24 protein-coding genes are annotated in these 23738 nt (G+C 47.6%); 20 read left to right on the top strand and 4 right to left on the bottom strand.

From position 1 onward, the window contains the following. The first annotated feature begins 10 nt into the window (after positions 1 to 10). The 4 genes from H6A61_RS06960 to H6A61_RS06945 all read left to right on the top strand — a co-directional run bounded on the left by H6A61_RS06960 (position 11) and on the right by H6A61_RS06945 (position 2476). Entirely contained in the window at positions 11 to 424 is a 414-nt protein-coding gene (locus tag H6A61_RS06960) for a helix-turn-helix domain-containing protein (protein WP_072545382.1), read from the top strand. Positions 425 to 618: 194 nt separating this feature from the next. Further along, a complete protein-coding gene (locus H6A61_RS06955; RefSeq protein WP_072545381.1) occupies positions 619 to 1344 on the top strand; it encodes a DUF6088 family protein in 726 nt (241 codons plus the stop codon). Then, positions 1341 to 2300, top strand: coding sequence for a nucleotidyl transferase AbiEii/AbiGii toxin family protein (locus H6A61_RS06950; RefSeq protein ID WP_204392345.1), 960 nt, complete (start codon positions 1341 to 1343; stop codon positions 2298 to 2300). Before H6A61_RS06955 ends, H6A61_RS06950 begins: the two co-directional genes overlap by 4 nt. Positions 2301 to 2320: 20 nt before the next feature. Next, positions 2321 to 2476: a hypothetical protein gene (locus H6A61_RS06945; RefSeq protein ID WP_162841934.1), complete on the top strand. Its 156-nt coding sequence runs from the start codon at positions 2321 to 2323 to the stop codon at positions 2474 to 2476. Between the two features lie 98 nt (positions 2477 to 2574). Here the strand turns inward: H6A61_RS06945 and H6A61_RS06940 are convergent, their stop codons facing one another. From H6A61_RS06940 to H6A61_RS06925, 4 genes are all read right to left on the bottom strand, one after another. Then, positions 2575 to 8277: an N-6 DNA methylase gene (locus H6A61_RS06940; protein ID WP_204392344.1), complete on the bottom strand. Its 5703-nt coding sequence runs from the start codon at positions 8275 to 8277 to the stop codon at positions 2575 to 2577. Next, positions 8267 to 8731, bottom strand: coding sequence for a DUF1896 domain-containing protein (locus H6A61_RS06935; protein WP_204392342.1), 465 nt, complete (start codon positions 8729 to 8731; stop codon positions 8267 to 8269). The genes H6A61_RS06940 and H6A61_RS06935 overlap by 11 nt, the downstream gene beginning before the upstream one ends. A gap of 121 nt (positions 8732 to 8852) precedes the next feature. Beyond that, positions 8853 to 10958, bottom strand: a complete 2106-nt coding sequence (gene topB, locus H6A61_RS06930; RefSeq protein ID WP_204392340.1) for a type IA DNA topoisomerase — start codon at positions 10956 to 10958, stop codon at positions 8853 to 8855. A gap of 27 nt (positions 10959 to 10985) precedes the next feature. Continuing rightward, positions 10986 to 12326: a DUF3945 domain-containing protein gene (locus tag H6A61_RS06925; RefSeq protein WP_204392338.1), complete on the bottom strand. Its 1341-nt coding sequence runs from the start codon at positions 12324 to 12326 to the stop codon at positions 10986 to 10988. A 231-nt stretch (positions 12327 to 12557) separates the two neighbouring features. Here H6A61_RS06925 and H6A61_RS06920 point away from each other — a divergent pair, with 231 nt between their 5' ends. The 16 genes from H6A61_RS06920 (at position 12558) to H6A61_RS06850 (ending at position 23575) form a co-directional block, all read left to right on the top strand. Next, a complete protein-coding gene (locus H6A61_RS06920) occupies positions 12558 to 12968 on the top strand; it encodes a hypothetical protein (RefSeq protein WP_204392336.1) in 411 nt (136 codons plus the stop codon). Positions 12969 to 12999: 31 nt separating this feature from the next. Next, the gene (locus H6A61_RS06915) at positions 13000 to 13551 is read left to right on the top strand and encodes a hypothetical protein (RefSeq protein ID WP_204392334.1); all 552 of its coding nucleotides are present in this window, start codon (positions 13000 to 13002) and stop codon (positions 13549 to 13551) included. A 78-nt stretch (positions 13552 to 13629) separates the two neighbouring features. Further along, positions 13630 to 13818 carry a hypothetical protein gene (locus H6A61_RS06910; protein WP_204392332.1) on the top strand — a complete coding sequence of 63 codons (189 nt, stop codon included), beginning with the start codon at positions 13630 to 13632 and terminating at the stop codon, positions 13816 to 13818. Positions 13819 to 14027: 209 nt separating this feature from the next. Continuing rightward, positions 14028 to 14411: a hypothetical protein gene (locus H6A61_RS06905; protein ID WP_204392330.1), complete on the top strand. Its 384-nt coding sequence runs from the start codon at positions 14028 to 14030 to the stop codon at positions 14409 to 14411. 96 nt (positions 14412 to 14507) lie between these two features. Next, a complete protein-coding gene (locus H6A61_RS06900) occupies positions 14508 to 15119 on the top strand; it encodes a TetR/AcrR family transcriptional regulator (protein ID WP_055096353.1) in 612 nt (203 codons plus the stop codon). A gap of 96 nt (positions 15120 to 15215) precedes the next feature. After that, a complete protein-coding gene (locus tag H6A61_RS06895; protein ID WP_204392328.1) occupies positions 15216 to 16322 on the top strand; it encodes a tyrosine-type recombinase/integrase in 1107 nt (368 codons plus the stop codon). A gap of 110 nt (positions 16323 to 16432) precedes the next feature. Beyond that, positions 16433 to 16867: a hypothetical protein gene (locus H6A61_RS06890; protein ID WP_005650150.1), complete on the top strand. Its 435-nt coding sequence runs from the start codon at positions 16433 to 16435 to the stop codon at positions 16865 to 16867. A gap of 67 nt (positions 16868 to 16934) precedes the next feature. Next, complete coding sequence (locus H6A61_RS16180) at positions 16935 to 17402, top strand: hypothetical protein (RefSeq protein WP_346342331.1); 468 nt, start codon at positions 16935 to 16937, stop codon at positions 17400 to 17402. 46 nt (positions 17403 to 17448) lie between these two features. Next, positions 17449 to 18030, top strand: coding sequence for a DUF4274 domain-containing protein (locus H6A61_RS06885; RefSeq protein ID WP_204392326.1), 582 nt, complete (start codon positions 17449 to 17451; stop codon positions 18028 to 18030). 77 nt (positions 18031 to 18107) lie between these two features. Then, entirely contained in the window at positions 18108 to 18518 is a 411-nt protein-coding gene (locus H6A61_RS06880; RefSeq protein ID WP_239469134.1) for a hypothetical protein, read from the top strand. A gap of 83 nt (positions 18519 to 18601) precedes the next feature. Further along, positions 18602 to 19096: a DUF2004 domain-containing protein gene (locus tag H6A61_RS06875; protein ID WP_013619113.1), complete on the top strand. Its 495-nt coding sequence runs from the start codon at positions 18602 to 18604 to the stop codon at positions 19094 to 19096. A 1028-nt stretch (positions 19097 to 20124) separates the two neighbouring features. Continuing rightward, positions 20125 to 20844, top strand: coding sequence for an Imm43 family immunity protein (locus H6A61_RS06870; RefSeq protein WP_204392322.1), 720 nt, complete (start codon positions 20125 to 20127; stop codon positions 20842 to 20844). A gap of 76 nt (positions 20845 to 20920) precedes the next feature. Next, positions 20921 to 21577, top strand: a complete 657-nt coding sequence (locus H6A61_RS06865; RefSeq protein ID WP_204392320.1) for a hypothetical protein — start codon at positions 20921 to 20923, stop codon at positions 21575 to 21577. Positions 21578 to 21630: 53 nt separating this feature from the next. Further along, positions 21631 to 22395, top strand: a complete 765-nt coding sequence (locus H6A61_RS06860) for a hypothetical protein (RefSeq protein WP_239469133.1) — start codon at positions 21631 to 21633, stop codon at positions 22393 to 22395. 93 nt (positions 22396 to 22488) lie between these two features. Further along, positions 22489 to 22920, top strand: coding sequence for a hypothetical protein (locus H6A61_RS06855; protein WP_204392318.1), 432 nt, complete (start codon positions 22489 to 22491; stop codon positions 22918 to 22920). A gap of 70 nt (positions 22921 to 22990) precedes the next feature. Then, positions 22991 to 23575: a hypothetical protein gene (locus tag H6A61_RS06850; protein ID WP_013616532.1), complete on the top strand. Its 585-nt coding sequence runs from the start codon at positions 22991 to 22993 to the stop codon at positions 23573 to 23575. Positions 23576 to 23738: the final 163 nt, after the last annotated feature.

Below are 23738 nucleotides of genomic sequence, written 5' to 3'. Positions count from 1 at the left end.
AGGAACGGCCATGTTAGTGGACAAGACTGAATTTGAGGCATGGATGGAGCGCATCATGGGCGAGCTTTACCGCATATCGCGCAAGCTGGACAAGGCGGAGAACCGGCAGAAACACCTGAACTACCTGAACGGGGAACGGCTGTACGACAACCAGGAGGTGTGCCAACTGCTGCGCATCAGCAAGCGCACGCTCCAGCGATACCGGAACAACGGGGCGTTGAAGTTCCATTCAATATACCACAAGACCTATTACAAGGAATCAGACCTGCACGAGTTCATCCGCAACAACTTTGACGAGAACGAAATCAAGCGTCAGGCACGGAAGGACAAGCTGTCGGAAACTTATCCGATGCCCGAAGAAATGGATGAAAACGGCGGGGAGAAAGAAACAGAAGAAAAAGAACTCTCAGATGATTGTGGATAATGCATCTTGGATGTTCATCGTTCAGGGATACTCTCTACCGCTGTGAAGCAGGAAGTTCCCGCTATTTAAGTTAAACAACCGGCTTCATTCTGTCGGGAGGACAGGGTGGAGCCATTTCTAATAAAATTCCAGTTTTGTGTCGTAAAAACAAGAATATTTCTTATCTTTGCACCGACAACCAAGGACATGGGATTATGATTATCACAAGGGAAGTACAGAAACGATTGGAAGATTTTCAGCCCGATTACGTGTTTACCTACCGGGACTTAAATTTGCCTGCCGAAACGAGCGAAAGCATCATTAAAATGCTGAATCGGCTGGCGGGTGAAGGCTACTTGGCTAAAATATCCAAAGGACGGTTCTACAAGCCTAAAAAGAGCGTGTTCGGAACGTTGAAACCCAGACAAGAAGAGTTGGTGAAGGATTTGTTGGAAAAGAACGGGAAGCGCATCGGATATTTGACCGGTTACTCCGTCTTTAATCGGTTGGGGCTTACTACACAAGTGCCCAACATCATCCAAATCGGCACAAACCAACGCAGGAATAAGAAACAACGGGATATATTCACCGTCTGCTTTGTCCTGCAACCTAACCCGATAACCAAAGACAATATTCCGCTCCTGCAATTATTGGATGCCATCCGCTTCATCAAGGAAATACCCGACACCACGATAGAGGCATCATACAGGCGCATAGCTTTTCTGGTAGGAGAACTTGGCAGGAGGGAGAAGGAAAAGATGGTTGCCTTGGCCGAGGCCTATCCGCCAATGGTACGCGCCTTGTTGGGAACCATCATCGAGAACGATTGCGGTATGGCGAAAGCGCAACCTTTATGGGATTCATTGAATCCAGTAACGGTCTATAAATTGGGAATAAATGAAGATACATTGCCTAATAAAAAGAAATGGAGGATTGAATGATACTGGAAAAACAACCTGAACTGTTAGCAGATGCAATACGCGCGGCTTCCGAATATTACCATATAGCACCGGTCTATATCGAAAAAGACTATTGGATAAGCAAGATATTGCAACAACTCTCCCGAAGCGTTTATATGGAGAACACGGTGTTCAAGGGCGGCACATCCTTGTCAAAAGGGTACGGATTGATTAACCGCTTCTCGGAAGATGTGGATGTGGCTGTACTCACGCAAAAGTTGAGCGGAAATCAGATAAAGACTTTGATTTCCAAGGTCTGCAAAGAAATGACCCAAGGCTTGCAGGAACAGGTTGTGCCTGAACTGACAAGTAAGGGTTCCCGTTATCGAAAAGCCTTGTACCAATATCCGGCAAGCGTCCATGACCCGTTGTTTGATTTTGTCGCTAACCGTGTAGTCGTGGAAATAAATTCGTTTGCCAATCCTTATCCATATGTCAGACGGCAAATAAAGAGCTTTATCACTTCCTACCTTGAAAATACAGGTATGGACTCTTTCATTGAAGAATATGACCTGCATCCGTTTGAACTGAACATTCTGGACAAACGGCGCACCTTGTGCGAGAAAGTCGTTTCGCTTCTCCGTTTCTCCTTTATGGATAATCCGGTGCAAGGATTAACCGGGAAAATCCGCCATTTCTATGATATCTATTTTCTGCTTGACGATAGGGAATGTATGGAATATGTGGAACAGGATTTCATTAAAGACCTGCAAGAACTGGCGGCGCATGACCGACAAATGTTTGACTCACCGGAAAAATGGAAACATACACCCATTAAAGAATCTCCCCTTCTTGGTTCATTCAATGAGCTATGGAAGCAATTGGGCGGATATTATGAACGGGAATTAAATTATCTGGCATATAGCCGGATACCTGATGCGAATCAAGTTGGAAAGAAATTGCATGATTTCATTTCGATAATTGGAAACAAGATATAATTTACAACATACAGGAATTTATGGCTCGACCGATTAAAGAAACGCCGGTGGTTACCGGTAAGGACGCTAAACGCTTTGCAGAGAAGATGGCTCACTTGAAACCTGAAAGCAGGGAAGAAAGGGAGGCTGCAAAGAATGTTTATGAGAAGTTCAAGGCTCAATATACATTTTGGTGAAAAACATATAAAGAATGTATTGGCGAGATTTGAAATAGAAAACTTGGCAACCACCTTACTATATGTAGTTGCCAAGTTTTTCATTAAGTGTACCCCGCTCACAGCTTCATCCTCCATTTCGGTTTTTCCTGCGGCTTCTCCGTGCCGTCTTCCGGTTGGGGGATGCCGCCGATTACGACCTTTTCCTTGCCCGCGCTCATCAGCTCCTTGATGCTGATGGTCTTGGGCATGGCTGACAGCACCGGCGGTTTGCGCTCCGCCGCATGTGCCATGTAGTCGGGCATACGGTGGACGTATGGTTCGGATGCTGCCGGGACGGCAGGGTCGCCGGGCATTGAGGGAGCGGGTTGCGCCACCGATGGAGCTTGCGGCTCCGGCCGGATTTCCGTTACCCCTTCAGTGTTGGCCTCCTGCGCATCGACGGATTTCAAGGAGAGCAATATCTTGCGGTCAAGCGTGGCAAGCTCGGCCTTGAGTTGCTTCAACTCATCCTCTTTTTTCCATGTTTCGTCCACGACCTGCTTCAGGACGGGGATTTCCTTCTCGATGTCGGCATTGTCCCGCGTGTATTTCTCTATCAGGCGGGGGATGCTGTCAAAGGCGTTGATGAAATTCCGGCAGGCGGTCTGCGGGTCGGCTGCCAAGCGTCCGTTGTTGTAGTTGTACAGGAGCTTGCCCGTGCCGCGCACGAAGAAGCGGTTCTCGCAGAAGTCCAATCCCTCCTTGACGGTGGTGTCGGTCTTGACCACGATTTCAAAGCCGTAGAGGGAGCCGATGGGAACCGGCTGACCGTGCGTGCGCTCCTTGTCCTCTATCTCGTGCAGTCGGGCGGCAATGACTTTGGGGTCGCTGCCCGTTACCCCGTCAATCTTCAGCGGGTTGAGCTTCTTGCCGTCCTTGTCGTACTGCACGCGGCTCTCGAAGTCGGCCATGTCCTGCCGCGCCCTCGCGATGATGTCGCTGTTGGAGGCTTGGTTGGCCAACAGGGTCTCCAACCGGATGCGCGAATCGCCCTTGCTGCGCTGGAACGCCTTGCGCTCGCCCTCCAGTCCGGCAATCTTCTTCTCCAGACGCGCCTTGTCCAAAAGGTCTGTGTTGCCGGAGAGGATGGCCACATACTCGGAGTAGTTCATGCCCCCCTTCTCGTCCATGCTGCCCTCGTCGATGGTGCGGCTGCCCATGCGGTTCTGCTTGAGCTGGGTGATGAAAAGCTGCTTGTTGTGGAGCAGGTTGAACTTGTAGCTGTCCAATGATTTCTCCACCGCATAGATGATGACATCGACCTTGTTATCGGCATAGAGCTTCGCCACCTCGTTGCCCTTGCGGATGCCGCGCCCGTCGCGCTGCTGGAGGTCGCTTGGGCGCCACGGTGCGTCCAAGTGATGGATGGCCACGCATCTTTTCTGCGCATTGACACCCGTGCCCAGCATCTCGGTGGAGCCGAACAGCACGCGGATGCGCCCCTCGTTCATCGCCTCAATCATCGCCTTGCGCTTCTTCTCGGTCTTGGCTTCCTGAATGAAGCGTATCTGGTCTTCGGGGATGCCGTGGTCTTCCACCAGCTTGCGCTTGATTTCGCTGTACGGGTTCCACTGGTCGGACTTGTACGTGCCCAAGTCGCTGAACACGAACTGCGTGCCCTTATGCTCGGCGTATCGGTTGTAATACTGCGCAATCATGTCGGCGCAGTGGGTCGCCTTGTTGTCGCGGTCGTCGTCATATTTCAGCGGGTCGATGAGCCGCATGTCAAGCGACATCTTGCGGGCATAGTCGGTGGCGATGAGCATCTTGGCCTTTTCTTCCTTCTCGGTCAGCGGCGGACGGCCCAATACGGTGGCGTTGCCGGTCTTGGCGAACTGCATGAGCTTGGCGATGAACTCCTGCTGGTCGGGCGTGGGCGCAATGTTGTGCAGTATCTCGTTCTTCTTCGGGCGGTCGATGCCGATGTCCTCCGCCGTGCGGAAGTCGGTAATCTCGGAATAGAACGAGGCGAGTTCGGGCACCTTGATGAAATAGCGGAAGCGTTCCTTCTGCACAATCTCGTTGGTCACGGAAAACTCATAGTCAATGGACTTGCGTGCGAACACCGCCGCCCATGCGTCGAAGGAGCGGATGCCCTGCCGCTCCAGTTCGTTGGGGCGCAGGTATTTGAACAGGAGGTACAGCTCGGTCAGTGAGTTGCTGATGGTCGTACCCGACAGGAATGTGGCTCCCAAGTCCTTGCCGGTGCGCTGCTGGATGGTGCGGATGGCAAAGAGCATGTTGAGCGCACGCTGGCTGCCCTCCGAGTTGCCCAGCCCCGCCACACGGTCGTGGCGCGTGGTGAACATGAGGTTCTTAAAGCGGTGGCTCTCATCGACAAAGATGTGGTCGATGCCCATGCGCTTGAAGTCCGCCACATCATCCTTGCGGGTTTCTATCTCGTGCGTCAGCTCCTTGAGCTTGACTTCCAAGTTCATCTTGCGCTTTTCCGCGCCCTTGAGTTGGGCATTGGTTACCTCGCTGCCTAACTGGTGCAAGACTTCCAAGTTTTCCTCCACGCTGTCCAGTTCCTGCTGCAAGATGTCGCGCTGGATTTCGGGCGACTGCGGTATCATGCCGAACTGCTCGTGCGAGAGGATGATGGCATCCCAGTCGTTGTTCTTCATCTGGTTGAAGATTTCCACGCGGCGGTCGGGCGTGAAGTCCTCCTTGCCCGGATAGAGTATCTTGGCATGGGGATAGGCGGTGCGGAAGGTCTGCGCAATCTCGTGGATGTTCGCCTTCAGGCCGGTAATGAGCGGCTTGTGCGCCAATCCGAGCCGCTTCATCTCGTAGGCGGCGACGCACATTATCAGCGTCTTGCCGCCACCCACCTCATGGTCAGCGATGCCGCCGCCGTTCATCTTCAGCATCCAGATACAGTCTTTCTGAGATGGATACAAATCCTTGATGCCCAGCCCTTTCAAGTCAAGGTCTGGAAAGGTCTGGTGGCTGCCGTCGAACTTGGGGCGCACGAAACAGTTGAACTTGCGGTTGTACATGTCCTCCAGCTTCTTCTTGAACTCCGGCGACTGCTCCATAAGCCAGTCGGAGAAGCCTTCACGTATCTCGTCAATCTTGCTGTTGGCCAGTTGCGTGGCTTCGGGGTCGCGCACCTTGATGTCCTTGCCGTCCTTGTCCGTGACGGTCTTGGTGATGTTGGGCGTGGTGTTGTGGATGGCGTGGCGCATGAGGGCCACGCCGTTGAACAGGCGCGTTTCGGAACGGACTGCATACTGGTTATAGATACGCGGGCTGAGTTCGGAGGCACGGATATTGTACTCGTCCGCGCTGGCGTTGTAGCGGACGGACACGTCGGTGTCGAACAGCCATGAGGCATAGCGGCTGTACACGGCAGCCGGTATCCAGCGTTCGCCGAAGTTGAAGTCCAGTTCCTCAAAAGGAATGGGTACCGGTGCCGCCTTACGCAATGCTTCAAGCGAAACGCGCGATTCGGCATCGTCGGGATGTGTCTGCAAGTATTCCCCGATATACTCCGCCTTTGCCACGACATTGCCCGCGATGAAGCGGTCGGCAATCTCGAAACGCTTCGCCAGCGGGTTGTAGAACACCCTGCCGCGCAGTTCATCCAGCAATTGTGCCTGCGGCTTGTCGGTGAGCGATTCCATATATTCCATGTCTGCCTCGCCATATTTGTTGAGCGAGGCCGCCAATGCCTCGTGCACATCGTCGGTGTGGGTAATCTCGTTCACGTTGTACGACACGGGATGGTCAAAGATGTCGGCCTTGACCGCCTTGCCGTCGGTGTAACGCTCCAAGGCGAGGATTTCCCGGTTATCGGCATCCATGCGGAACAGGTCGATGTTCTTCTTGTCGTTCAGGTTGCCGAACTGACGGACAAAGCCTTCGTACAGCCCGTTCAGGCCCGCACGCAGTTCCCCGTTCTCCTGCCGGTGTTCCGCTTCGTCGTTGTACAGGCGGTGGTAAGTGTCGCGAAGTTCAATGTAGGATGCGGCACGCTGCTGCTGGCGGGCAGGCAGTTCCAGCGGCTGGAACACGGGGATTCTATCCATGTCGGAGAGGTAGCCAATCTGTCCGTCCATATTCACCAGTGAGCCGTTCCGGTAATGTTCCAGCCTTTCACCGGTGAAGGGGCGTGGCTTCATGCGCTCCTGCCGTGCGGCCTCTTCCTCCGCCCGGCGGCGCTCCCGTTCCCGAAGTTCTTCTTCCGACGGGGCTTGGGGTGCGGCTGCCGGTTCGGGCTGTGCAGTCCGGGCCGGCTTTTCTGCGGGCGATGCGGCAATGGCATCCCCTTTGCCGGGTACGGACTGGCCGCTGAGCGGTTCCACAATGTCGAACAGGGAGAGCTGCGGGGTGTCCTGCTTCTTCTTCCGCTTGGGCTTCCGTCCGGTGCTGAACGCCTGCCGTTCCTCCTGTGTGAAGCCGAAAAGGTCATACAGGGACATCAGTGGCTCCTGCGTGACGGGTTTCTCCGGTTCAGAGCGGACAATGGGCGGTTCTTCCACAACCGCCTCCGGCGTTTCCGTCGTGACACGCTGCTGTTCCGGCTTGGATAACGCCCGCACCTGTGCAATGCGTTCCTGAAGACTTTCCGCCCGTACTTCCGCCAGTTCGCGCAACTCGCGCACCGGCGAGAAGCGGAGATAAAGGTCAAGGTCGAGGTTTTCCGACAGGTTCTTGTCCAGCATCCATTTCAGGTCTGCGGCGATGGCATCCATGCCCCCGTCATGCAGGAAGACGCGTGCCGGTTTGCCGTAAGGGTCGGTTCCCACATGGCCGCGCGTATGGACAATGGCGGCGGTACGCTCGAAGTATTCATTCTGGGTTGTGCCGTCGGCCTGCGTGCTGACTTCCACGAAGGCTTTTTCAAGGCCGGTGTATTCCCTTCCGGATGCCGTGTCCTTCTGCAACACAATGAGGTCGCTGCCCACCTCCGTACCGGCATAGTCGGTAAAGAGATTGTTGGGCAGGCGAACGGCGGACAAAAGCCGTGCCCGCTGCATGAGGTACTGGCGCACGGGCGTGCCCATCGCGGAGTTCATCACCCCTTGTGAGGTGATGAAAGCCACGATGCCGCCCTCGCGCACGGCATCCAGCCCCTTGACGAAGAAATAGTTGTGCAGGGAACCGAGCGCGAAACGCCGTGCCGTACCATCGTCCATCAACGGGTCAAATACGCGGATGTCGCCGAAGGGGATGTTGCTCGCCGCCACGTCGAACCGCCCGTTGTCCTGCGGGGGAAGCTCCTCGAAGCCTTGCACACGGACATCCGTACCGGGCTGAAGCTGCCGGAGGATACGCCCGGTCAGCAAATCCTTTTCGTATGCCGCCATTTCGGGCTGGGCGGTGGCCGTGAAAAGATGCGATTGGAAAGCGGTAATGAAGTTACCCGTGCCCGATGACGGGTCAAGGAAGCGGTGCGGCGACACGCCATGCTCACTTAATGAGGATGCCAGTGCACCGATGATTTCCGGCGGTGTATAGAACGCGGTAAAGGTGGATGCCTTCACACTGTCCACCAGCCGTTTGTATTCCCGTTCATCCGTCGCCCCCTCGCGGAGCACGCCATGCAGTTCCGACACAAGGGGAAAGAGTTCGCGGTCGCTCTGCGTCCAGCGGAGGATGTCGGTGAGCTTGCCGAAAGGGGACAGCACCGCCTTGATGCCCCCGAAACCGGAATAGGCGGCCAATACCGTCTGCTCCTCCGGTGTGGCGGCACGCCTCTCCTGTTCCAGACGGAACATCAGGCGGATGGCCTCGATGTTGTCCCTAAGATGTGCCTTCTTGTTATATGCCATTTTCTTCGAGCCAGATTGAGATTACACCGGCCAGTTCCCCGCACAGCCGGTCGAAGTCGGGGGTAAACTCAAAACCGTCGCTCAGGTCGTAACCGCTGAACACCCTGCCGCATTCGGGCAGGAGCTGGAGTGCCACCTCGCGGGCGCGGCCTGCGGGTACCTCATCGGCGAACTCGTTCCACAGCACGGTGATGAGCGTGTCGAGCCGGGAAAAGTGCAGACCCTGGAACAGCACCTCGTCCGCCTGCCTGACAGCTTCGTCATAATTCATGCCCGACCTGACGGCATTGCTGAACGCTTCGGCGGCAAGGTCGGCACGCGCGCGGATAAAAGCATCGTCGGCAGCCCGTTCGGGATGCGATTCGCGGAGGTAGGACAACAGGGTAAGGCGGTAATAGGAAAGTTCGTCCGGCTCAACTGCCGGAGCCGGGATGTTCGGTTTGTTCGGATTCATGATTTTTCTTCTTTACAAGTTAAACGAAACAATAGTAATTGGCATACAGGATAAGTTCCGGACTGATGGTACATGAGGTACGGACTTATCCTGCATCAAGTCCGGGTTGATATCCGGATGGTTATTTCCGCTTGGCAGATTTGCCTTTGGATGGTTTCTTGTCGGCAAACTCGTAGCCCACGGAGAAGTCGGGACGCAATACCAATGAAGCGTCGAAAGCCTTGCCCTCCCTGCTTTTGAAGCCTTTGATAACACCGGTTCTGCCTTTGGTCAGGAGTTCGGCAAGCTGTTTGTCCGACAGTTCCTTGCCGCCCTTGTTACGGAAGAGGGTAAAGCCACAGTCCACATCGGCGCATTTGACGACCTTGGGGAAGAACAGCACCCGGCTGTTCCGGCATTTGGGGCACGGGTATTCCCCCTCCGGGGCAGCAACGGACACTTTGCTTTCCAGCAACTCGGTAACAATCTGCGCGGTGTAAGCCTCGATGTCGCGCCGGAAGGCGGCAGCATCGGCCTCGCCCGATTCGATGCGTGCCAGCGTGTCCTCCCATGCGGCGGTCATTTCCACGTTGGCAATCTTCTTGTCCTTCACCGTTTCATAGACCGCCATGCCCTTGTCCGTGGGCACGAGGCTTTTCTTCTCCCTCTGGATATAACCGCGTGCGAACAGCGTTTCGATGACGGCAGCACGGGTGGCAGGGGTTCCGATGCCCGTCTCGCGGATGCTCGCCCGTAGCTGCTCGTCGTCAATCTCCCGGCCGCAATGCTCCATCGCCGAGAGCAGCGAGCTTTCGGTGTGCAGCGGCTTGGGTTTGGTCTGCCGCTCTACCGCTTCGAGTGCCTTTACCGGGAGCGTCTCGTCCTGTTCCAGATTTGGGAGTGCCATACCCCCGCCGTCGTCCTCTTCCTTTTCGCCGCGCACGGCACGCCATCCGGCGGACTTGACCACCGTGCCTTTGGCCTGCGCTTCGCTGCTGCCCACCGCCGCATGGATTTCCGTTACCTCCTTGATGCAGGGGGCGGAAAAGGCTTCGAGCAGGCGGGCGGCTACCATGTCGTAGATAGCCTGTTCGTCTTTGGAAAGGCCGGAGGGCAGGTTTTCGGTTACAATCAGCGCATGGTGGTCGGTCACTTTCCCTCCGTCCACGCTGCGGCGGTTGAGCGGTGCTCCGGAAAGCGACGCGGCATACTGCCCGAAACGCGGATGTTGCCGCAAGAGGGCGATGCGCGAGGGGATTTCGTCGAACACGTCTTCGGAAATGTACCGGCTGCCGGTGCGCGGATAGCTCAGCACCTTTTTCTCGTACAGGCTTTGCGCAAGGGAGAGCGTGCGGTCGGCGGAGAAGTCCAGCCGGGTGTTGGCATCCCGCTGAAGGGCGGTCAGGTCATAGAGCAGCGGAGGTTCTTCTTTGACCTCCCGCCGGGCAAGTGCCGTTATGCGGAGCGTGCCGCACGCTTTCATTTCGCCCAACGCACTGTCTGCGGCGGCTTTGTTCTCGTAACGCTGTTCCGCTGTGGCATGGAACGCAATGCCATCCTTCTCCACCGTGATGCGTATCTGCATGTACTTCTTCGGGGCAAACGACTTGTTCTCCAGATAACGGGAGCAAATCATGGCCAATGTGGGTGTCTGTACCCGTCCGAGCGAGAACACGCCCCGCCCGGCGGCAAGGCTGAGCGCCTGCGAGCCGTTGATGCCGATGAGCCAGTCCGCTTCGCTGCGTGCCTTGGCGGAAAGGTAGAGATTATCATAATTGCTGCCCGGCAGCAACCGTTCCATCCCTTCGCGGATGGCCTTGTCGGTCAGGCTGCTTATCCACAGGCGGACAAACGGTTTGGTGCAGCCTAAATAATGGTAGATATATCTGAATATCAGCTCCCCTTCGCGTCCGGCATCAGTCGCCACGATGATGCGGTCGCCACCCTCAAACAGTCCTTTGATGATGTTCAACTGGCGCACTACGCCGGGGTCGTCCTTGTATTCCTTCCCCTCACGCTTCTGGCGGGGGATGAGCGTGAATTGGGCTGGCAGTATGGGCAGGTTCTCCTGCCGGAAACCGGCAAACCCGTAGGCTTCGGGCATGGCCAGCCCGACCAGATGCCCGAAAGCCCATGTTACGGCACAGCCGTTGCCTTCCAGATAGCCGTCCTTCCGCTGTTCGGCTCCTACAATCGCCGCGATGCTTTGCGCCACCGACGGCTTTTCTGCGATGATAACATTCTTCATATACACTTATATATTATAGGTAAGTAATTAGAGTGATGCACCGACTCCCTTTTTCTCCGACTTCCGGATACGGCGGTTCTGCGTGGCGGCCTGTGCAGGCTTTTGTGCCTGTGTTTCTGCCTGACCTTGCGACTGCTTCTTGCTCTTGTCGGGATTCCAGCGGAAGAAGTCGAACTTCATCTTCTCGTAGTTGGGGCGTACATAGGCGTTGAACGTGCCTCCGACGCCGTCGGACATGCCCTTGACATAGGCAGCTTTGCCCGCTTTCAACGCATCTTTCTGTTCCTGGCTCAGTTCCACCCCTTTCAGCTTCTGCGGGATGATGATTTCGCGCTGTCCGCTCTGGCTCTGCCCCTGCTCCACCTTGCGGTTCAGCCCCCGGAAGTCGTAATCGAAGCCGCCCTTGCAGACGTTGTACTGGAGGCGTGCGTCGTAATGTTTCTGCCTTCGCTCAGACCACATGCCCTCGACCAGTACGGACTCGCCGTTCATCAGCCGTAGTCCCTGGTCTTCGGTCAGCGCGACCCCGTTGATTTCGCGCACCTGCTTCATATCCTGAATGGGAAGGTGGTGCAGGCGGTTGGTCTTGGGGTTGAAGGAAAGAAGGCAGGTTTCTACCGTGCCATCGGGCTGGCGGATGTCGATAGGACGTCCGGCATTGTGTGTTTTGAGCAAGCTGTCCTGCACCTCCTGAGGAAGTTCAGTGCCCATGTATTCGCCCAGTTCCGGGCGTTGCCTGCAGCACTCGATGTTGAGCACGGGTTTCCCGTCGGGCGATTCCACCAGCCGGATGCAGGCAGGCGTTTCGAGGCTGATGCCCTCGAAACTGGTCTTGATGTCCAGTACGGCGGATTCATGCCCGTTGAGCAACCGTGCCGTACCGATTTCGCCCAACGATTCGGGCGTGATGCCCATGCGTGCGAGCTGCTGCCAGTCCACCTGCTCCATGCTCCACTTCGTGGATTGCTGCGGGGCGGGTTCTTCGGTGGCGGGAGCCTGCCGCAAGTCCTGTTTCTGTACGTGCTGTTCCGGGTCTAACCTGTACCCGTCAATCATGGCCGCGTTCTCTTCCGGCTTGCGGAACAAGTCCGCCATATCCTTGGCGGCAGCAAGCAGTTCCGCCGGGATGTGGTAGAAACGGAAGTCGGACGGGTTGTCAAACTGCCGTTTGAAATTGGAGAAGAAGGCTTCGAGGATGGATTCGCTGCGGCCGATTTTCAGGAAATCGCCGTCGGGCTTGGCCTTTGCCAGCGGCTGGGTCTTCAATGAGCCGTCCTGTTCGATGCGCTCTACCACATGGGGCTTGTTACCGTCGGAAGCGTTGGTCATTACCAGCACTTCGTCTTTCATGTCCTTGAGGTTGTCCATATACAAATGAATTAAATCGTGAAACAATAAATTGATTGCGGCACGAAAGTAAACGGGCTGCCTTGCCGGGCAATGGGAAATCGGCGGACGGGAGGCAAGTGGCTATGGGGTGGCGTGAAGTGTCCGCCCGCTTCTTTTGCAAAAATATCCGACCGTCCGGTCTGTGCTTCCGATTCTTTTCATATCTTTGGGAATCGCAATTGAACATTAGTATTACAAATCGCAGGAAATATGACTGTCCGATTGAAACAACATAAAGGATTGATGAAGACAATAGCCGTTATAGCAGCCCTCGTGCTGTCGGGGTGGCTATATCGTGAGTTTCATCCGACCATTATCTTCCATACCCCACAAGAAAGCAAGTATTTGGGAAAGATAGTTTGCACGGCAGATGGGGATTTGGAGAAACTGTATATCGAAAATCATACTGTCCGCTACAGGTTGCCCTACCTTTGGAGTTGGAACGAGGATGACGAGGCGGCTGTTTTCATAGATAACTACGGTGATGTCATTCGCAAAGAGGATTTGGACTTTTGGAAGCTGGATATTTATTTGGACGAGAATAATTGCTACCAGAGCCACAGCAAGACGGAATACTGTTGGGGCTTACGGTATATCTTACAATCAAAGACTGATAAATAAGTTGATATTTTTTTCTAAATCCAAGTTGCCCATGAAAAAGCGAACAATACTTATCCTGACCATTCTCGCAGTCGGTCTGCTGATGTGGAAATGGCTGGCTTGTGGGTACAATCCCGACAAGCCGACGGAGTTTTATCCGATTCTCACAAGACTGAACGATGGCATGAAACACGAAGCCTTTGTAGTAAGCAATGCACCCTGCGACACCTGCGAATTGCGCAAGATGGTGGAGAAATACGACATTGAGACATTGCCGCTGGACACTTTGGTGAAATACGAATCCATATCCCGCACCTATTACAAAGAAACAAAGTATATGACGAAGGATTTCAAGGAGGGCGAGGAATACGACCCGGTGTTCTCCACTTGGGACAATATCCAAGATTTCAGGAACCACATTGACGATATCCTAATGGAAACGCACCACTATTCGGTGGACACGAACCAGAAATACCACACGGTTTGGGTACATTGGGATTGGGACTACAAGAAAGGCAACAAATATGTGAACCGCATCAAAGAACTTTTCCAGGATTGGAATTCTTTTGTCTGCGCCAAAAAGAAGCTGTACGGTATTGAATAACATGAAAATACTTGTCCCTGTCATATTGAATATAATCTGCTGTGCGACATATTGCGTATGCCTCAATCAAATCAATGTATGCAAACCGATTGTGCACATGGACGTTTCGATAGGCATCCTTTTCCGGTTCAGCATTGTCATCCTGTTCTTGACCTTGCTGGCAGGCATGTTCATCCTGCGGCTTACCCGAAAAAAACTCCTGATTGTCCTCCCGGTAATAATGCCCGTGCTGCTGTGGAGCAATCATCTGGATATATTCCCGCATAGAGCATTCGTTTATATGGGGTTGTCTATTGTGATTTATGGAATATATCTGTCCATTTGCGGATATTTGGCAAATCGGAATGGATAATCAGCGACTTTTTCTAACCGCCCGGTCTGTTTCTCTGATTCTTTTTGTATCTTTGGAGCGGCGGGATTAGGATAACGACCACTGAAAATATAAAGGAATACGTAATCGCAAGCAGATACTTCGCATGAAAACCTTTCATCAGATAATGGAATACTTGTACTACAAGATTCAGAGGATTACCCGTTATTCAGACACGAGTAGCCTGAACGTACATGTCCCTTTCGTAATGACAGGAGTTATCTTCTTTTATATCGTAGATTTCTGGATTCTATACCATTATATCATTATGGGCTATCCTCCGTATAAGGATATGGGGGCCGTACTTTTGGTTGTTTATGGAGGCGGCTTGGCAATATGGCTCAGCCTATACTTCTACTACCGATACAAGAGTAGAGATTATCGAATTATGCAGAAGAAGACTTATGAGCATACCACAAGTCTGTGGGCTTACCTGTTTATGCTCACTCCTTTTGTGGGGCTGTTGGCTTTGGCAATCTTTAATTTATAACAGGTACGATAAACAAGAAACTTGCCCCTACCGCATCGGATTCTCGCCGATTTTCCTTATCTTCGCTGACCAAAAAACATAAACCTACGCATCAGCATGATAACCAACCGGGAAGAAATCATTGACAGGGCATTCGGGGTATTTGTCCGAATGAATTATGAGAAGGCAAGCATCATCACGCTTGCCAGAGCCTGCGGACTGACCAAGACGGGCATCGTCTATTATTTTCCGCACAAGCTGGACTTGTTCATGGCTGTGGTGGACAAGTATGTGCTGCAAATACACAAGCCGGACAACAAGTTTGCCGCTCCCGCCGATACGTTGGCGGAATTTATCGGGCAATACGTGGCGGGAGTAGCCGCTTCCATGAAAAGGATTCTCGAACTGATTGGCGATAACCACAGCCCGCATGATTGCAGCCTTAATTCCTATTATTTCCATTTTCTCTCGCAAGTGCGCATGTACTATCCGGACATCAAGCAAAAAATCGAGCGGATTTTCCAACTGGACTATGAACTTTGGGAGAAAGTCATACAGAAAGCGAAGGAAAGCGGAGAAATCGGGAGCGACACGGACGTGAAGAAAGCAGCAGCCCTGTTCCGGCAGATGTTTCTCGGACTGTCCTACGAACAGGCGTTCCTGAACGGTCTGGACGTGGACGAACTGGAGAAAAACTTCCGCTATATCTATTCCCTGCTTAAAGCCTGACGCCGTTTAGTCTTTTTAACTTCCATATTTTGAACGATTGTTCAAAATATACCGTTTTTTCACTACCTTTGAAGCCATGAAGCAAAATTCGACGACATGGACAAGGCTCAGAGGCAAAGAGGAAGCATCGTTCTTCACAAGGAAGAAAAGGATGGTGTGGATTATGTCCGGATAGAGTATGCAGGAAACGGGGCAATCCCCCTGCTGCTCGCCCAGGATACAGGCGTGGAAATGACCGGCAAGGATTCCGCTTGCATGGCGGCTGCTGTTTTCAAGCTGTCGGATTTCTACGACCGCTATTCTCCCCATGCCTATATTGATTACAGCCGGGTATATGTGCGGCATCCCAGACCCAAGAGGGAATACACGCTGCCGGAAGGCTATCTGGAACTGCTGGAACAGAAACGCTACAGCCCATCCACCATAAAGACCTACCGGGCTTATTTCAGCGACTTCGTGGAGTACCACAAAGGGCGCAACATCGACCGCCTGAAAGTGGCGGACATCAACAGGTACATTCTTTATCTTGTAAACGAAAAGAAAATTTCTGTTTCACAGCAGAATATGCGCATCAACGCCATCAAGTTCTACTACGAGCAGGTGAAAGGCGGGAAACGGCAGTATTACGGCGGCATCACACGAGCCAAAGAATACAAGACCGTCCCGGAAGTATTGAGCAAGAACGAGATAAAACGCATCCTCGACCAACTGTCTAACATCAAGCATCACTGCATGATTTCCTTGGTTTATTCAGCCGGATTGCGGCGTAGTGAATTGCTGAACCTCACACCAAAAGACATCAACAGCGAAATGATGTCCGTGCGTATCATGGGCAAGGGCAAGAAATGCCGCTACTCGCTGCTTTCGCCCAAGCTGCTGGAAGAGCTGCGGCGGTACTTCCGTGAATACCGACCGAAGAAATGGCTGTTTGAGGGCGAAACGCCCGGACAACCGTACTCGGCAAGCGCATTGGTGAAAGTGCTGAAAGAAGCCGCACAACGTGCGGGCATCAAACACCGGGTGCATGTACACATGCTCCGCCACTCGTTTGCCACCCACCTTTTGGAACAAGGGACAGACTTGCACACGATACAGGAACTGTTGGGACACAACGACATAAAGACTACAGCCATATATCTTCATACATCGAATGCACACAAAGCTAAAATCCCAAATCCGCTTGATTCGCTGGATGATTCGTAGGGTGCGGCTATTAGAGATTAGGAAACACACCTGCCAGGTGTCGGTTATCGAAATATCCTATACCTACAGGTGTATTTATAAACAAATTATAAACAATAAAACAATTTTTTATGGAAGATTCTGATATTCTAAAGAGATTTGACAATGATAAGCTAATAGATGTTGTAAAAAATTATAAGCGTTACGGCTATGATGATGAAATTCGTGATTATGCTATTAATTTATTGAAAGAAAGAGGCTGGAGCGTTGAGGATTTGAAAACATTCGGTTATTGGGAAAATTCCGATTACGAAGAAGCATTGATACAATACAAAGCTTATTGTAGAAATTCACTGATAGCTGTCTGTGTCTTGGTATTAAGTCTTTGTATGCTGGTGCCTATCTATCTTGTATTTGTTTTTATGGCATATCGGAATGTATGTAAGTTCTATCAGGCATTAGGGAGAAAGGAAGAAGCCGTATTCTCCTTTGACTTGTGTTGGCATGTTTTGTTGTTCTTTTACCTAAAAGAGAAAATGAAAGAGGAGTTGAAAGGAATAAGATAAGTTTATAACAAGGTCGAGAAAACAACTTAACGTTGTTTCTCACCAAACCATTACTAACAATAGTACAATGAATAAAACTATCCAATCCATAGTATCATTGACTGCATTCAGTGCTTTGCTGATAGCCATAACATTATTTTGTGGTGGTTTAGGTTTTAGTCATCTGTTAGGGATATATGGCATTATGGAGTATTGCTTTTTAGGTTTACTTATTATTACAGATGTATTGCTAATCAACAAGGTCTATAAACTATATGTAATGCATCCTAAAGCGATAATGTTATTGTTGGGATTGGAATGTTGCTCTGTCATTTTGTTGCTTGCCTTTATCTGTATAGACCAAAGTCTATTAGATTGGCAAATTACAAACTTCATATTGCAAGCTGTCAACTTAGACGGCTTCACGGGAGATGAACGAGGATTGAATATGCTCGCAGTCTTATGCGGCATTATTTATCCTCTTTTGTGGATTGGGTGTTTATTCACCGGATTGAGATTTATAAATAAGTTAGTAACAACGAAAGATAGCATCTGACGATGCTCCTTTCTAACCATTATCAACAAATTAATAAATTACAATTATGGACTTTATAAACAAACTTTTAGACGAAAATTACGATTGGGGCGATGAACGTATTGATGAAGACGTTTACGATGAACTGAGTGCAGAACTCATCATTGATTACTTGAAGAAACATGACCCGGAAATTCGCCAAATGCTGGCTTTAAGTTGGAATTTTGATAATCCCAAGAAAGTCATCCAATGGATTGTCGAGCAACCCGATACAGACAAAGGGACATGTCTGCTACTTTATTGGCGAATGGCTCCAGATTTCAGCAAACAGTTTGTAAACCGAAAGGAATGTGAAAATACTCACAGTTGGTATCTTGAAGATTATGACATCATACAAACACTTGAACGGAATTACACGGCGGGCTTTTACAAGAACCAACACTACGCTTTCAATCCCCACTATGATTCATATCAAGATGGATACAACTGGACTGCAAGCTTAAATCCTTCAGAATTTAAGGTTCCCATTCCTCAAGATATGTTCACGCCTTTGGAGGGCATTGCATTAGATGTTCCTTCTTGGGAAGAAGGCATTCCTGAAGATTTGCAACCTGCAATGGATCGTTTGGCTGACTTAGTGGACGAATAATTGTTGATAACAAGCACCTGTGCCACCTAACGGCGGCAAGCTGCGACCCATTAATGATAATTAAAACAAAAGAAGTTATGGAAGAATACATTGAAAATGAAAATGTTGTGGCAATCAGATTGGCAGAAAATACGGAATTTGAGTTGCCTATTACAATCGTAGATACTGAAGATATGGTTACCATATCAGTATCGTTAGACAGTCACCTATATAAAGCAAGTGCGGATAACGAGTTTCCCGCATTTCAAAAGTTGCGTGATATGCTTTTGGATAAAGGGATAGGATTAAAATGTTGTGGAGCAATGATAAATGCACATCAATCTGGCATGATGGCAACCTGTAGTAAGGTATATCTTTTAACATTGGGAAAGCCCGCTTTGCTAAAAGACACTGCCATTATATATGATTATGCTGATATTAAAGAATTTCCAAATACACTTGAACAAGAGAGATTTGTTGAAGAATGGTTCAAATCTTTGGAAAAGTGAAAATATCATTAACAAGCCAAGTTAGCTGCTAAACGCAGCTCCTTGTCAAGCCATTAGTCGCAATTAATTAAAAACAAAAGAATATGAGCAAGAAGAATATTACTTATTTCGGTGAAGTAGATAATAAGGAAGAGGACTATTTTGAAGGTCATGTAATGATTTGTAACAAGGATGCCGAATTGGATTTGGACTTCTGCAATTATGAAGGCAACCCCAAGGATTGGTCGGCAGAACTGGAAGGCTATCTTTCCAACCTTCTTAAATACAAGACAGAAATAGATAAATCCATATTAAAGGATTATGAAGATGGTGGCACAACGAATGAATATGTCCGTTGGCATCTTGACGAATGGGGTGATAATGTTGATGATTTATTGCCAAATGCTGATTCCACAAAAACAAGGGAAGAACAGTTTCTATCCTTGTTGCTACAGAGGGTGGAGAGAATTAGTTTTTATCCCGGCGATAATCACTATGCTGTTTGGGATTACATGATTGATAGTGAAAATTCCGATGAAATAGTCGTAGTACATACAGACAATAAAGGAAAAATATTAGATATTACTTGGGAAAGTTAAATATGCGACTAACATGCACCTGTGCCGCCTATAACGGCGGCAAGCTGCATCCCATTATAAACAATGATGATACATAGGATATTAGGATATTTATTTTACAAAATCCAGGTAATGACTCGCTTTATGGATACAAGTATATATCCGGAGCATGCTCCAACGATACTTAGTTTCGTTTTGTTTTCATACGAGGTTGATATTTTTTTGGTACACACGGGTATCGTAGGAATATCTCCGTGCTCTTATTTCGATAGTTTTGGAGAAGGTTTTGCATGGTTATCAGGCATATTTGTTATTCAGTTTATTGTTTTGTATGCTTATTATCTCTACAAACGGCGATATTTGAAAATCCGGCAGGATAAGTCGTATGAAAAATGTTCCTCCATTTGGGCTATCCTATTTTTGCTATTACCATATATCTTTATGGTTATATTGGCATTTTGGGGAGATAAATTTTTACCGTATTATGATTGTTTATAACGAGGTCGAGGGAACCGCTGAACGCTGTTCCTCACCAAACCATTACTAACAAATATGGATTATATATTTTATAGACTATATCGAATGTATGAAAAGCATGGCGACCCACCATACCTTAGTGCTGTCATCCACTTATGTTATAGCTTGGGCATATCACTCATTATAGCCTTTTTCGCTATTAAGGAATGGTATGACATGCAACATAAATATGCGTGGTTCTTAGAGGGGCTTTATAGCTTATGCTTCTTACTCGTTCCTTTATGCCTGTTAATCATATATTGCTGTGTTCGATACAGGAAAAAGAAAATTCTGGAATTAAAAAAGAAGTATCAAGGTTGCACAAGAAACAAGCTAATTTCTAATTGGATGATATTCTGCATTCCGATTTATATCGCAATCATAGGAATTTTAATATTTCGTAAACTGTTTATAGCTTGATAAATCGGCAGAAAAATTCGATTAGTCTTATAAATAATAAAGTTAGTAACAACGAAAGATAGCATCTAACGATGCTCCTTTCTAACCATTATCAATAATTAAAAGAGAATGCAATGACAGAAGATATGGCAAATTTCAAAATTTTATTAACTCCTTGGCATGGTACTCCAATAGCACCGCCATATATTGACTCTACTTTTACAGAGGAAATAAAATCTAAAAATCCTTATAACAATCCTGTTTATAGCAACGATTGGTTTAACTATTCACCCATGAGAGCCGGAAAGCTTGTCCCCTTAACGGACAATTATAAATTGCCTACCCACTTTTATTGGATATGCTCGAATGTGAAAAGGTTGGAAACCGATTATTATTCACATTCCAAAGGGGTCATATTATCTTCCTGTCTTTTCGAGTTTCTGAAACAGTTTAAGTGTTATGATGAATATGATATATGCGAAGTAACACCGCTATCCAGAAAATTAGCTCATATAAGCGATAAAAAGTATTACTTTATAAGATTCAAGCATTTGGCATATAACCTATTCATTGATTTGGAGAACTCGAACAGGATTAAGAGAATGAATAAAGTTATAACTTCATATTTGTATCTTGATTTCCAACTTAGAGAACAAACGGCATATCCTGATATTTTTTGGATGAAAAATGTATTGGTCGCAAAAGATTCGGTTGCCGACTTAATCAATGGGAATGGTTTCAGTGGCTTTAGAATGGTTGAATTAAAGGATTTTGTAGATGAATATACATTTAGAGATACGCATCCATATCCTACTTTAGAGGAAATGAAGGATAGAGATAAGAAGTGGTTCTAATATATTGATAACAAGCCAAGATAGCTGCTAAACGCAGCTCCTTGTCAAACCATTATAAGCAATAATACACCGAATCATGAACGAACAATTACAAGAATATTTTAGCTGTGCTGATTGGCTCCTAATACCTGCATACGTCAGAAAAGATGTTGCAGATATATTAGGACTAACCCTTTTGTCTGAAAATGAGCAGTGGGATAACAACCCTATACTTTGTACTACTTATAAAAATGCAGACAATTATTTTGATGACCTTTTACCGAGAGTGGATAAGATATTGATTTCGTCATTAATTAACGGATATTATATCATTGAAGGAAAATGTTTGCGATATATTTACGAAACATTGTGTAAAAGACTTTCGGCAAAATGCGGTGTCTATTACTTCTCGATAGATTTATGGGAATATCGTTGCGCCTATGGCTATTATGATGAAAGCCAAGAAAAGCGTTTCTATTGTGCCGAATTAGATGCTACAGGAAATCTACAAGAAGAAGACAGAGGGTGTGTATTGAGTTGTGAAAATGATGCAGAAAGTCATATCCCAATGGTAAATATTGAAGATGAGCAAGTTCCTGATTCTTGGTTTTTACCTTTAGGTATAATGTTCAATTTAGGGATAACGGATGTGGATATTCAGCAAGCTCTTAGTAAACTATGCAGCGTTTACAAGCTGAATGGCACAGATTCTAAAATAATAAAGAATATAATAACAGAACAATGTAGCTTATAACAAGGTCGAGTCAACAGCTTAACGCTGTTCCTCACCAAACCATTAGTTGCAATATGAAAAGAGTAATTATACTTTATATTTTATTCTTGCTTTCACCTTTTACTTTTGCACAAAACTATAAGGAAACTATTCAAACAGAGATTGATGCAATAAACAAAATGACTTTGAGAATTGCATACCTTGTTCCTTTAGATAGTTTAGGAAAAGTAATAGAGAATGAATATATGGAATTTGATCAAATCCATTCATACAAAATCTTAGATGATGGTCAGATAAAGAATGCAAATATATTGTTTACTATGTATTTCGATAGCGATAACAAAATCAGGAAAGTGTTTAAGCGATGGGCTGACGGGGGTGCATTGCACAGTATCGCATATTATGATTCTAATGGGCGATTGATATATGGGGTATATAATAGAGGAGATGAAACTCACGGAAAGTTGTATGCTGACACTCCGGGTTTTCATATAGAGCATTTTCCTGAAGAGAATGAATGTAATGACTGTTTTGAAGCATACCTATTCTTATCTACGAAATGTATGGAAGCTCAGTATAATATAATATTACAGAGCCCCCCGAATGCTAAAAGGACGAATTTTACGCCACAAGTTGGAGATAGTGCCATACTATGCAGTCCCTACATTTATTCTTTACCTGATGGAGAAAAAATTACCGAAGGGGAAGATGGCATAGCAGTTAGTTTTGGAATGCCTGTTGTTATAAGTAAAATAGTAAATACCTGGTGTAGAATAAATTCCATTTTTAATGCCCATATAGGTTATGTACCTATTCAAGACATTGAAATCATTAAGTAAATATAGTAAGCAACTAACAAGGTCGAGCCAACAGCTTAACGCTGTTCCTCACCAAACCATTAGTAGCAATAGTGCGATTATAAAAGTCAAAATATGGAAGAAGAAGTAAAACAATATTTGCATATTCGGTATCAATGGAAAGGGCAGCCGATAATTGATGCAGATTATCTATTAGATTTATATTTCCGGGCAAATTATTACCCAACAGATAAACTAATAGACTTCCTATGCTATTTTTATGGATACAAAATTACCTTCCCACAATCAGATGTTGATTTCCAAGTGGAGAAGGTGTTAAAGGATTATCCATATAAATATCTGCATCCTGTATTAACGAAAAAGCTATCGCTTACTTCCATTGTTCCATTTGCCGAAATATATACAGGTCACATGGTATTAGTCTCAGATGAAAATGAGAATATATATGGAGTGTATGATGATGAAATATTGTTATACGGGAGAAATTATAATAAGCTGATGAACCTTTTATATCGCAATGAGGATAAAGGTAAACTAAGCTACTAACGAGCCAAGATAGCCGCTAACGCAGCTCCTTGTCAAACCATTAGGCGCAAAAAATTAAAATATAAATATTATGGATTTCTTAAAGTGCATGAACAATTTTCCGTGGAATAGATTTGCTACGGTATATGAAACTAATTCAACCGGCTTAAAAGGTATCTTTATAAAGATGTTCAACAATCTTGCTGAAGTGTCGGATTATCAATATGTGATAGATAGACTTGAATGTCAGGAAACGCTATATAGGATTACCCCTTGGGGATTGAAATTCTATATCTGTTTGCTGATGGAAGGCAAATCGAATCAAGCCATATTATTACAAAACATAAATGAACTTTTTGAAGCTGCAAATTTTAATGTACAGGTTGATCATTCAACCAATTATAAACCAACTAAAGGTAATCTGATGAAATATGAGAAAATTAAGTCGAAATTATTTGACGAAAATTTTGATGGAATAATGGATGCTGATTATATAAAAACATTCAAATCCATAGACCGAAATTTTATGCAGATAAGTATAATGGATTTAATCCAACAACATATTTCATTGTTTGAGGATTTGACAAAATCACCGAATAGCAGTATTGCCCAAAGTGCCTCTTTGCTTGTTAATTCAATTCATAATCCTAAAAAGTATGAGTTTGGTAAATTGTGATTAAAAAATCGCCTAACAAGCACCTGTGCCACCTAACGGCGGCAAGCTGCAAACCATTATAAGCAATTTTTACAATGACAGATAACAAAGAACATATTCGCTTTTTCTATTCTTCTTCCTATATATTGACTTCGTTCAAAGAAAGAATAGTTAATGATAAAAC

It is taken from the genome of Bacteroides caecigallinarum, from assembly GCF_016901995.1.
Classification (GTDB): Bacteria; Bacteroidota; Bacteroidia; order Bacteroidales; family Bacteroidaceae; genus Phocaeicola; species Phocaeicola cellulolyticus.
This window is presented reverse-complemented; position numbering and strand designations above follow the sequence as displayed.

Bases quoted from the DNA above. Each gene is read 5' to 3' on its own strand.
- H6A61_RS06960 (WP_072545382.1), top strand. From the start codon at position 11: ATGTTAGTGGACAAGACTGAATTTGAGGCATGGATGGAGCGCATCATG.
- H6A61_RS06955 (WP_072545381.1), top strand. From the start codon at position 619: ATGATTATCACAAGGGAAGTACAGAAACGATTGGAAGATTTTCAGCCC.
- H6A61_RS06950 (WP_204392345.1), top strand. From the start codon at position 1,341: ATGATACTGGAAAAACAACCTGAACTGTTAGCAGATGCAATACGCGCG.
- H6A61_RS06945 (WP_162841934.1), top strand. From the start codon at position 2,321: ATGGCTCGACCGATTAAAGAAACGCCGGTGGTTACCGGTAAGGACGCT.
- H6A61_RS06940 (WP_204392344.1), bottom strand. From the start codon at position 8,277: ATGGCATATAACAAGAAGGCACATCTTAGGGACAACATCGAGGCCATC.
- H6A61_RS06935 (WP_204392342.1), bottom strand. From the start codon at position 8,731: ATGAATCCGAACAAACCGAACATCCCGGCTCCGGCAGTTGAGCCGGAC.
- topB (WP_204392340.1), bottom strand. From the start codon at position 10,958: ATGAAGAATGTTATCATCGCAGAAAAGCCGTCGGTGGCGCAAAGCATC.
- H6A61_RS06925 (WP_204392338.1), bottom strand. From the start codon at position 12,326: ATGGACAACCTCAAGGACATGAAAGACGAAGTGCTGGTAATGACCAAC.
- H6A61_RS06920 (WP_204392336.1), top strand. From the start codon at position 12,558: ATGACTGTCCGATTGAAACAACATAAAGGATTGATGAAGACAATAGCC.
- H6A61_RS06915 (WP_204392334.1), top strand. From the start codon at position 13,000: ATGAAAAAGCGAACAATACTTATCCTGACCATTCTCGCAGTCGGTCTG.
- H6A61_RS06910 (WP_204392332.1), top strand. From the start codon at position 13,630: ATGCAAACCGATTGTGCACATGGACGTTTCGATAGGCATCCTTTTCCG.
- H6A61_RS06905 (WP_204392330.1), top strand. From the start codon at position 14,028: ATGAAAACCTTTCATCAGATAATGGAATACTTGTACTACAAGATTCAG.
- H6A61_RS06900 (WP_055096353.1), top strand. From the start codon at position 14,508: ATGATAACCAACCGGGAAGAAATCATTGACAGGGCATTCGGGGTATTT.
- H6A61_RS06895 (WP_204392328.1), top strand. From the start codon at position 15,216: ATGGACAAGGCTCAGAGGCAAAGAGGAAGCATCGTTCTTCACAAGGAA.
- H6A61_RS06890 (WP_005650150.1), top strand. From the start codon at position 16,433: ATGGAAGATTCTGATATTCTAAAGAGATTTGACAATGATAAGCTAATA.
- H6A61_RS16180 (WP_346342331.1), top strand. From the start codon at position 16,935: ATGAATAAAACTATCCAATCCATAGTATCATTGACTGCATTCAGTGCT.
- H6A61_RS06885 (WP_204392326.1), top strand. From the start codon at position 17,449: ATGGACTTTATAAACAAACTTTTAGACGAAAATTACGATTGGGGCGAT.
- H6A61_RS06880 (WP_239469134.1), top strand. From the start codon at position 18,108: ATGGAAGAATACATTGAAAATGAAAATGTTGTGGCAATCAGATTGGCA.
- H6A61_RS06875 (WP_013619113.1), top strand. From the start codon at position 18,602: ATGAGCAAGAAGAATATTACTTATTTCGGTGAAGTAGATAATAAGGAA.
- H6A61_RS06870 (WP_204392322.1), top strand. From the start codon at position 20,125: ATGACAGAAGATATGGCAAATTTCAAAATTTTATTAACTCCTTGGCAT.
- H6A61_RS06865 (WP_204392320.1), top strand. From the start codon at position 20,921: ATGAACGAACAATTACAAGAATATTTTAGCTGTGCTGATTGGCTCCTA.
- H6A61_RS06860 (WP_239469133.1), top strand. From the start codon at position 21,631: ATGAAAAGAGTAATTATACTTTATATTTTATTCTTGCTTTCACCTTTT.
- H6A61_RS06855 (WP_204392318.1), top strand. From the start codon at position 22,489: ATGGAAGAAGAAGTAAAACAATATTTGCATATTCGGTATCAATGGAAA.
- H6A61_RS06850 (WP_013616532.1), top strand. From the start codon at position 22,991: ATGGATTTCTTAAAGTGCATGAACAATTTTCCGTGGAATAGATTTGCT.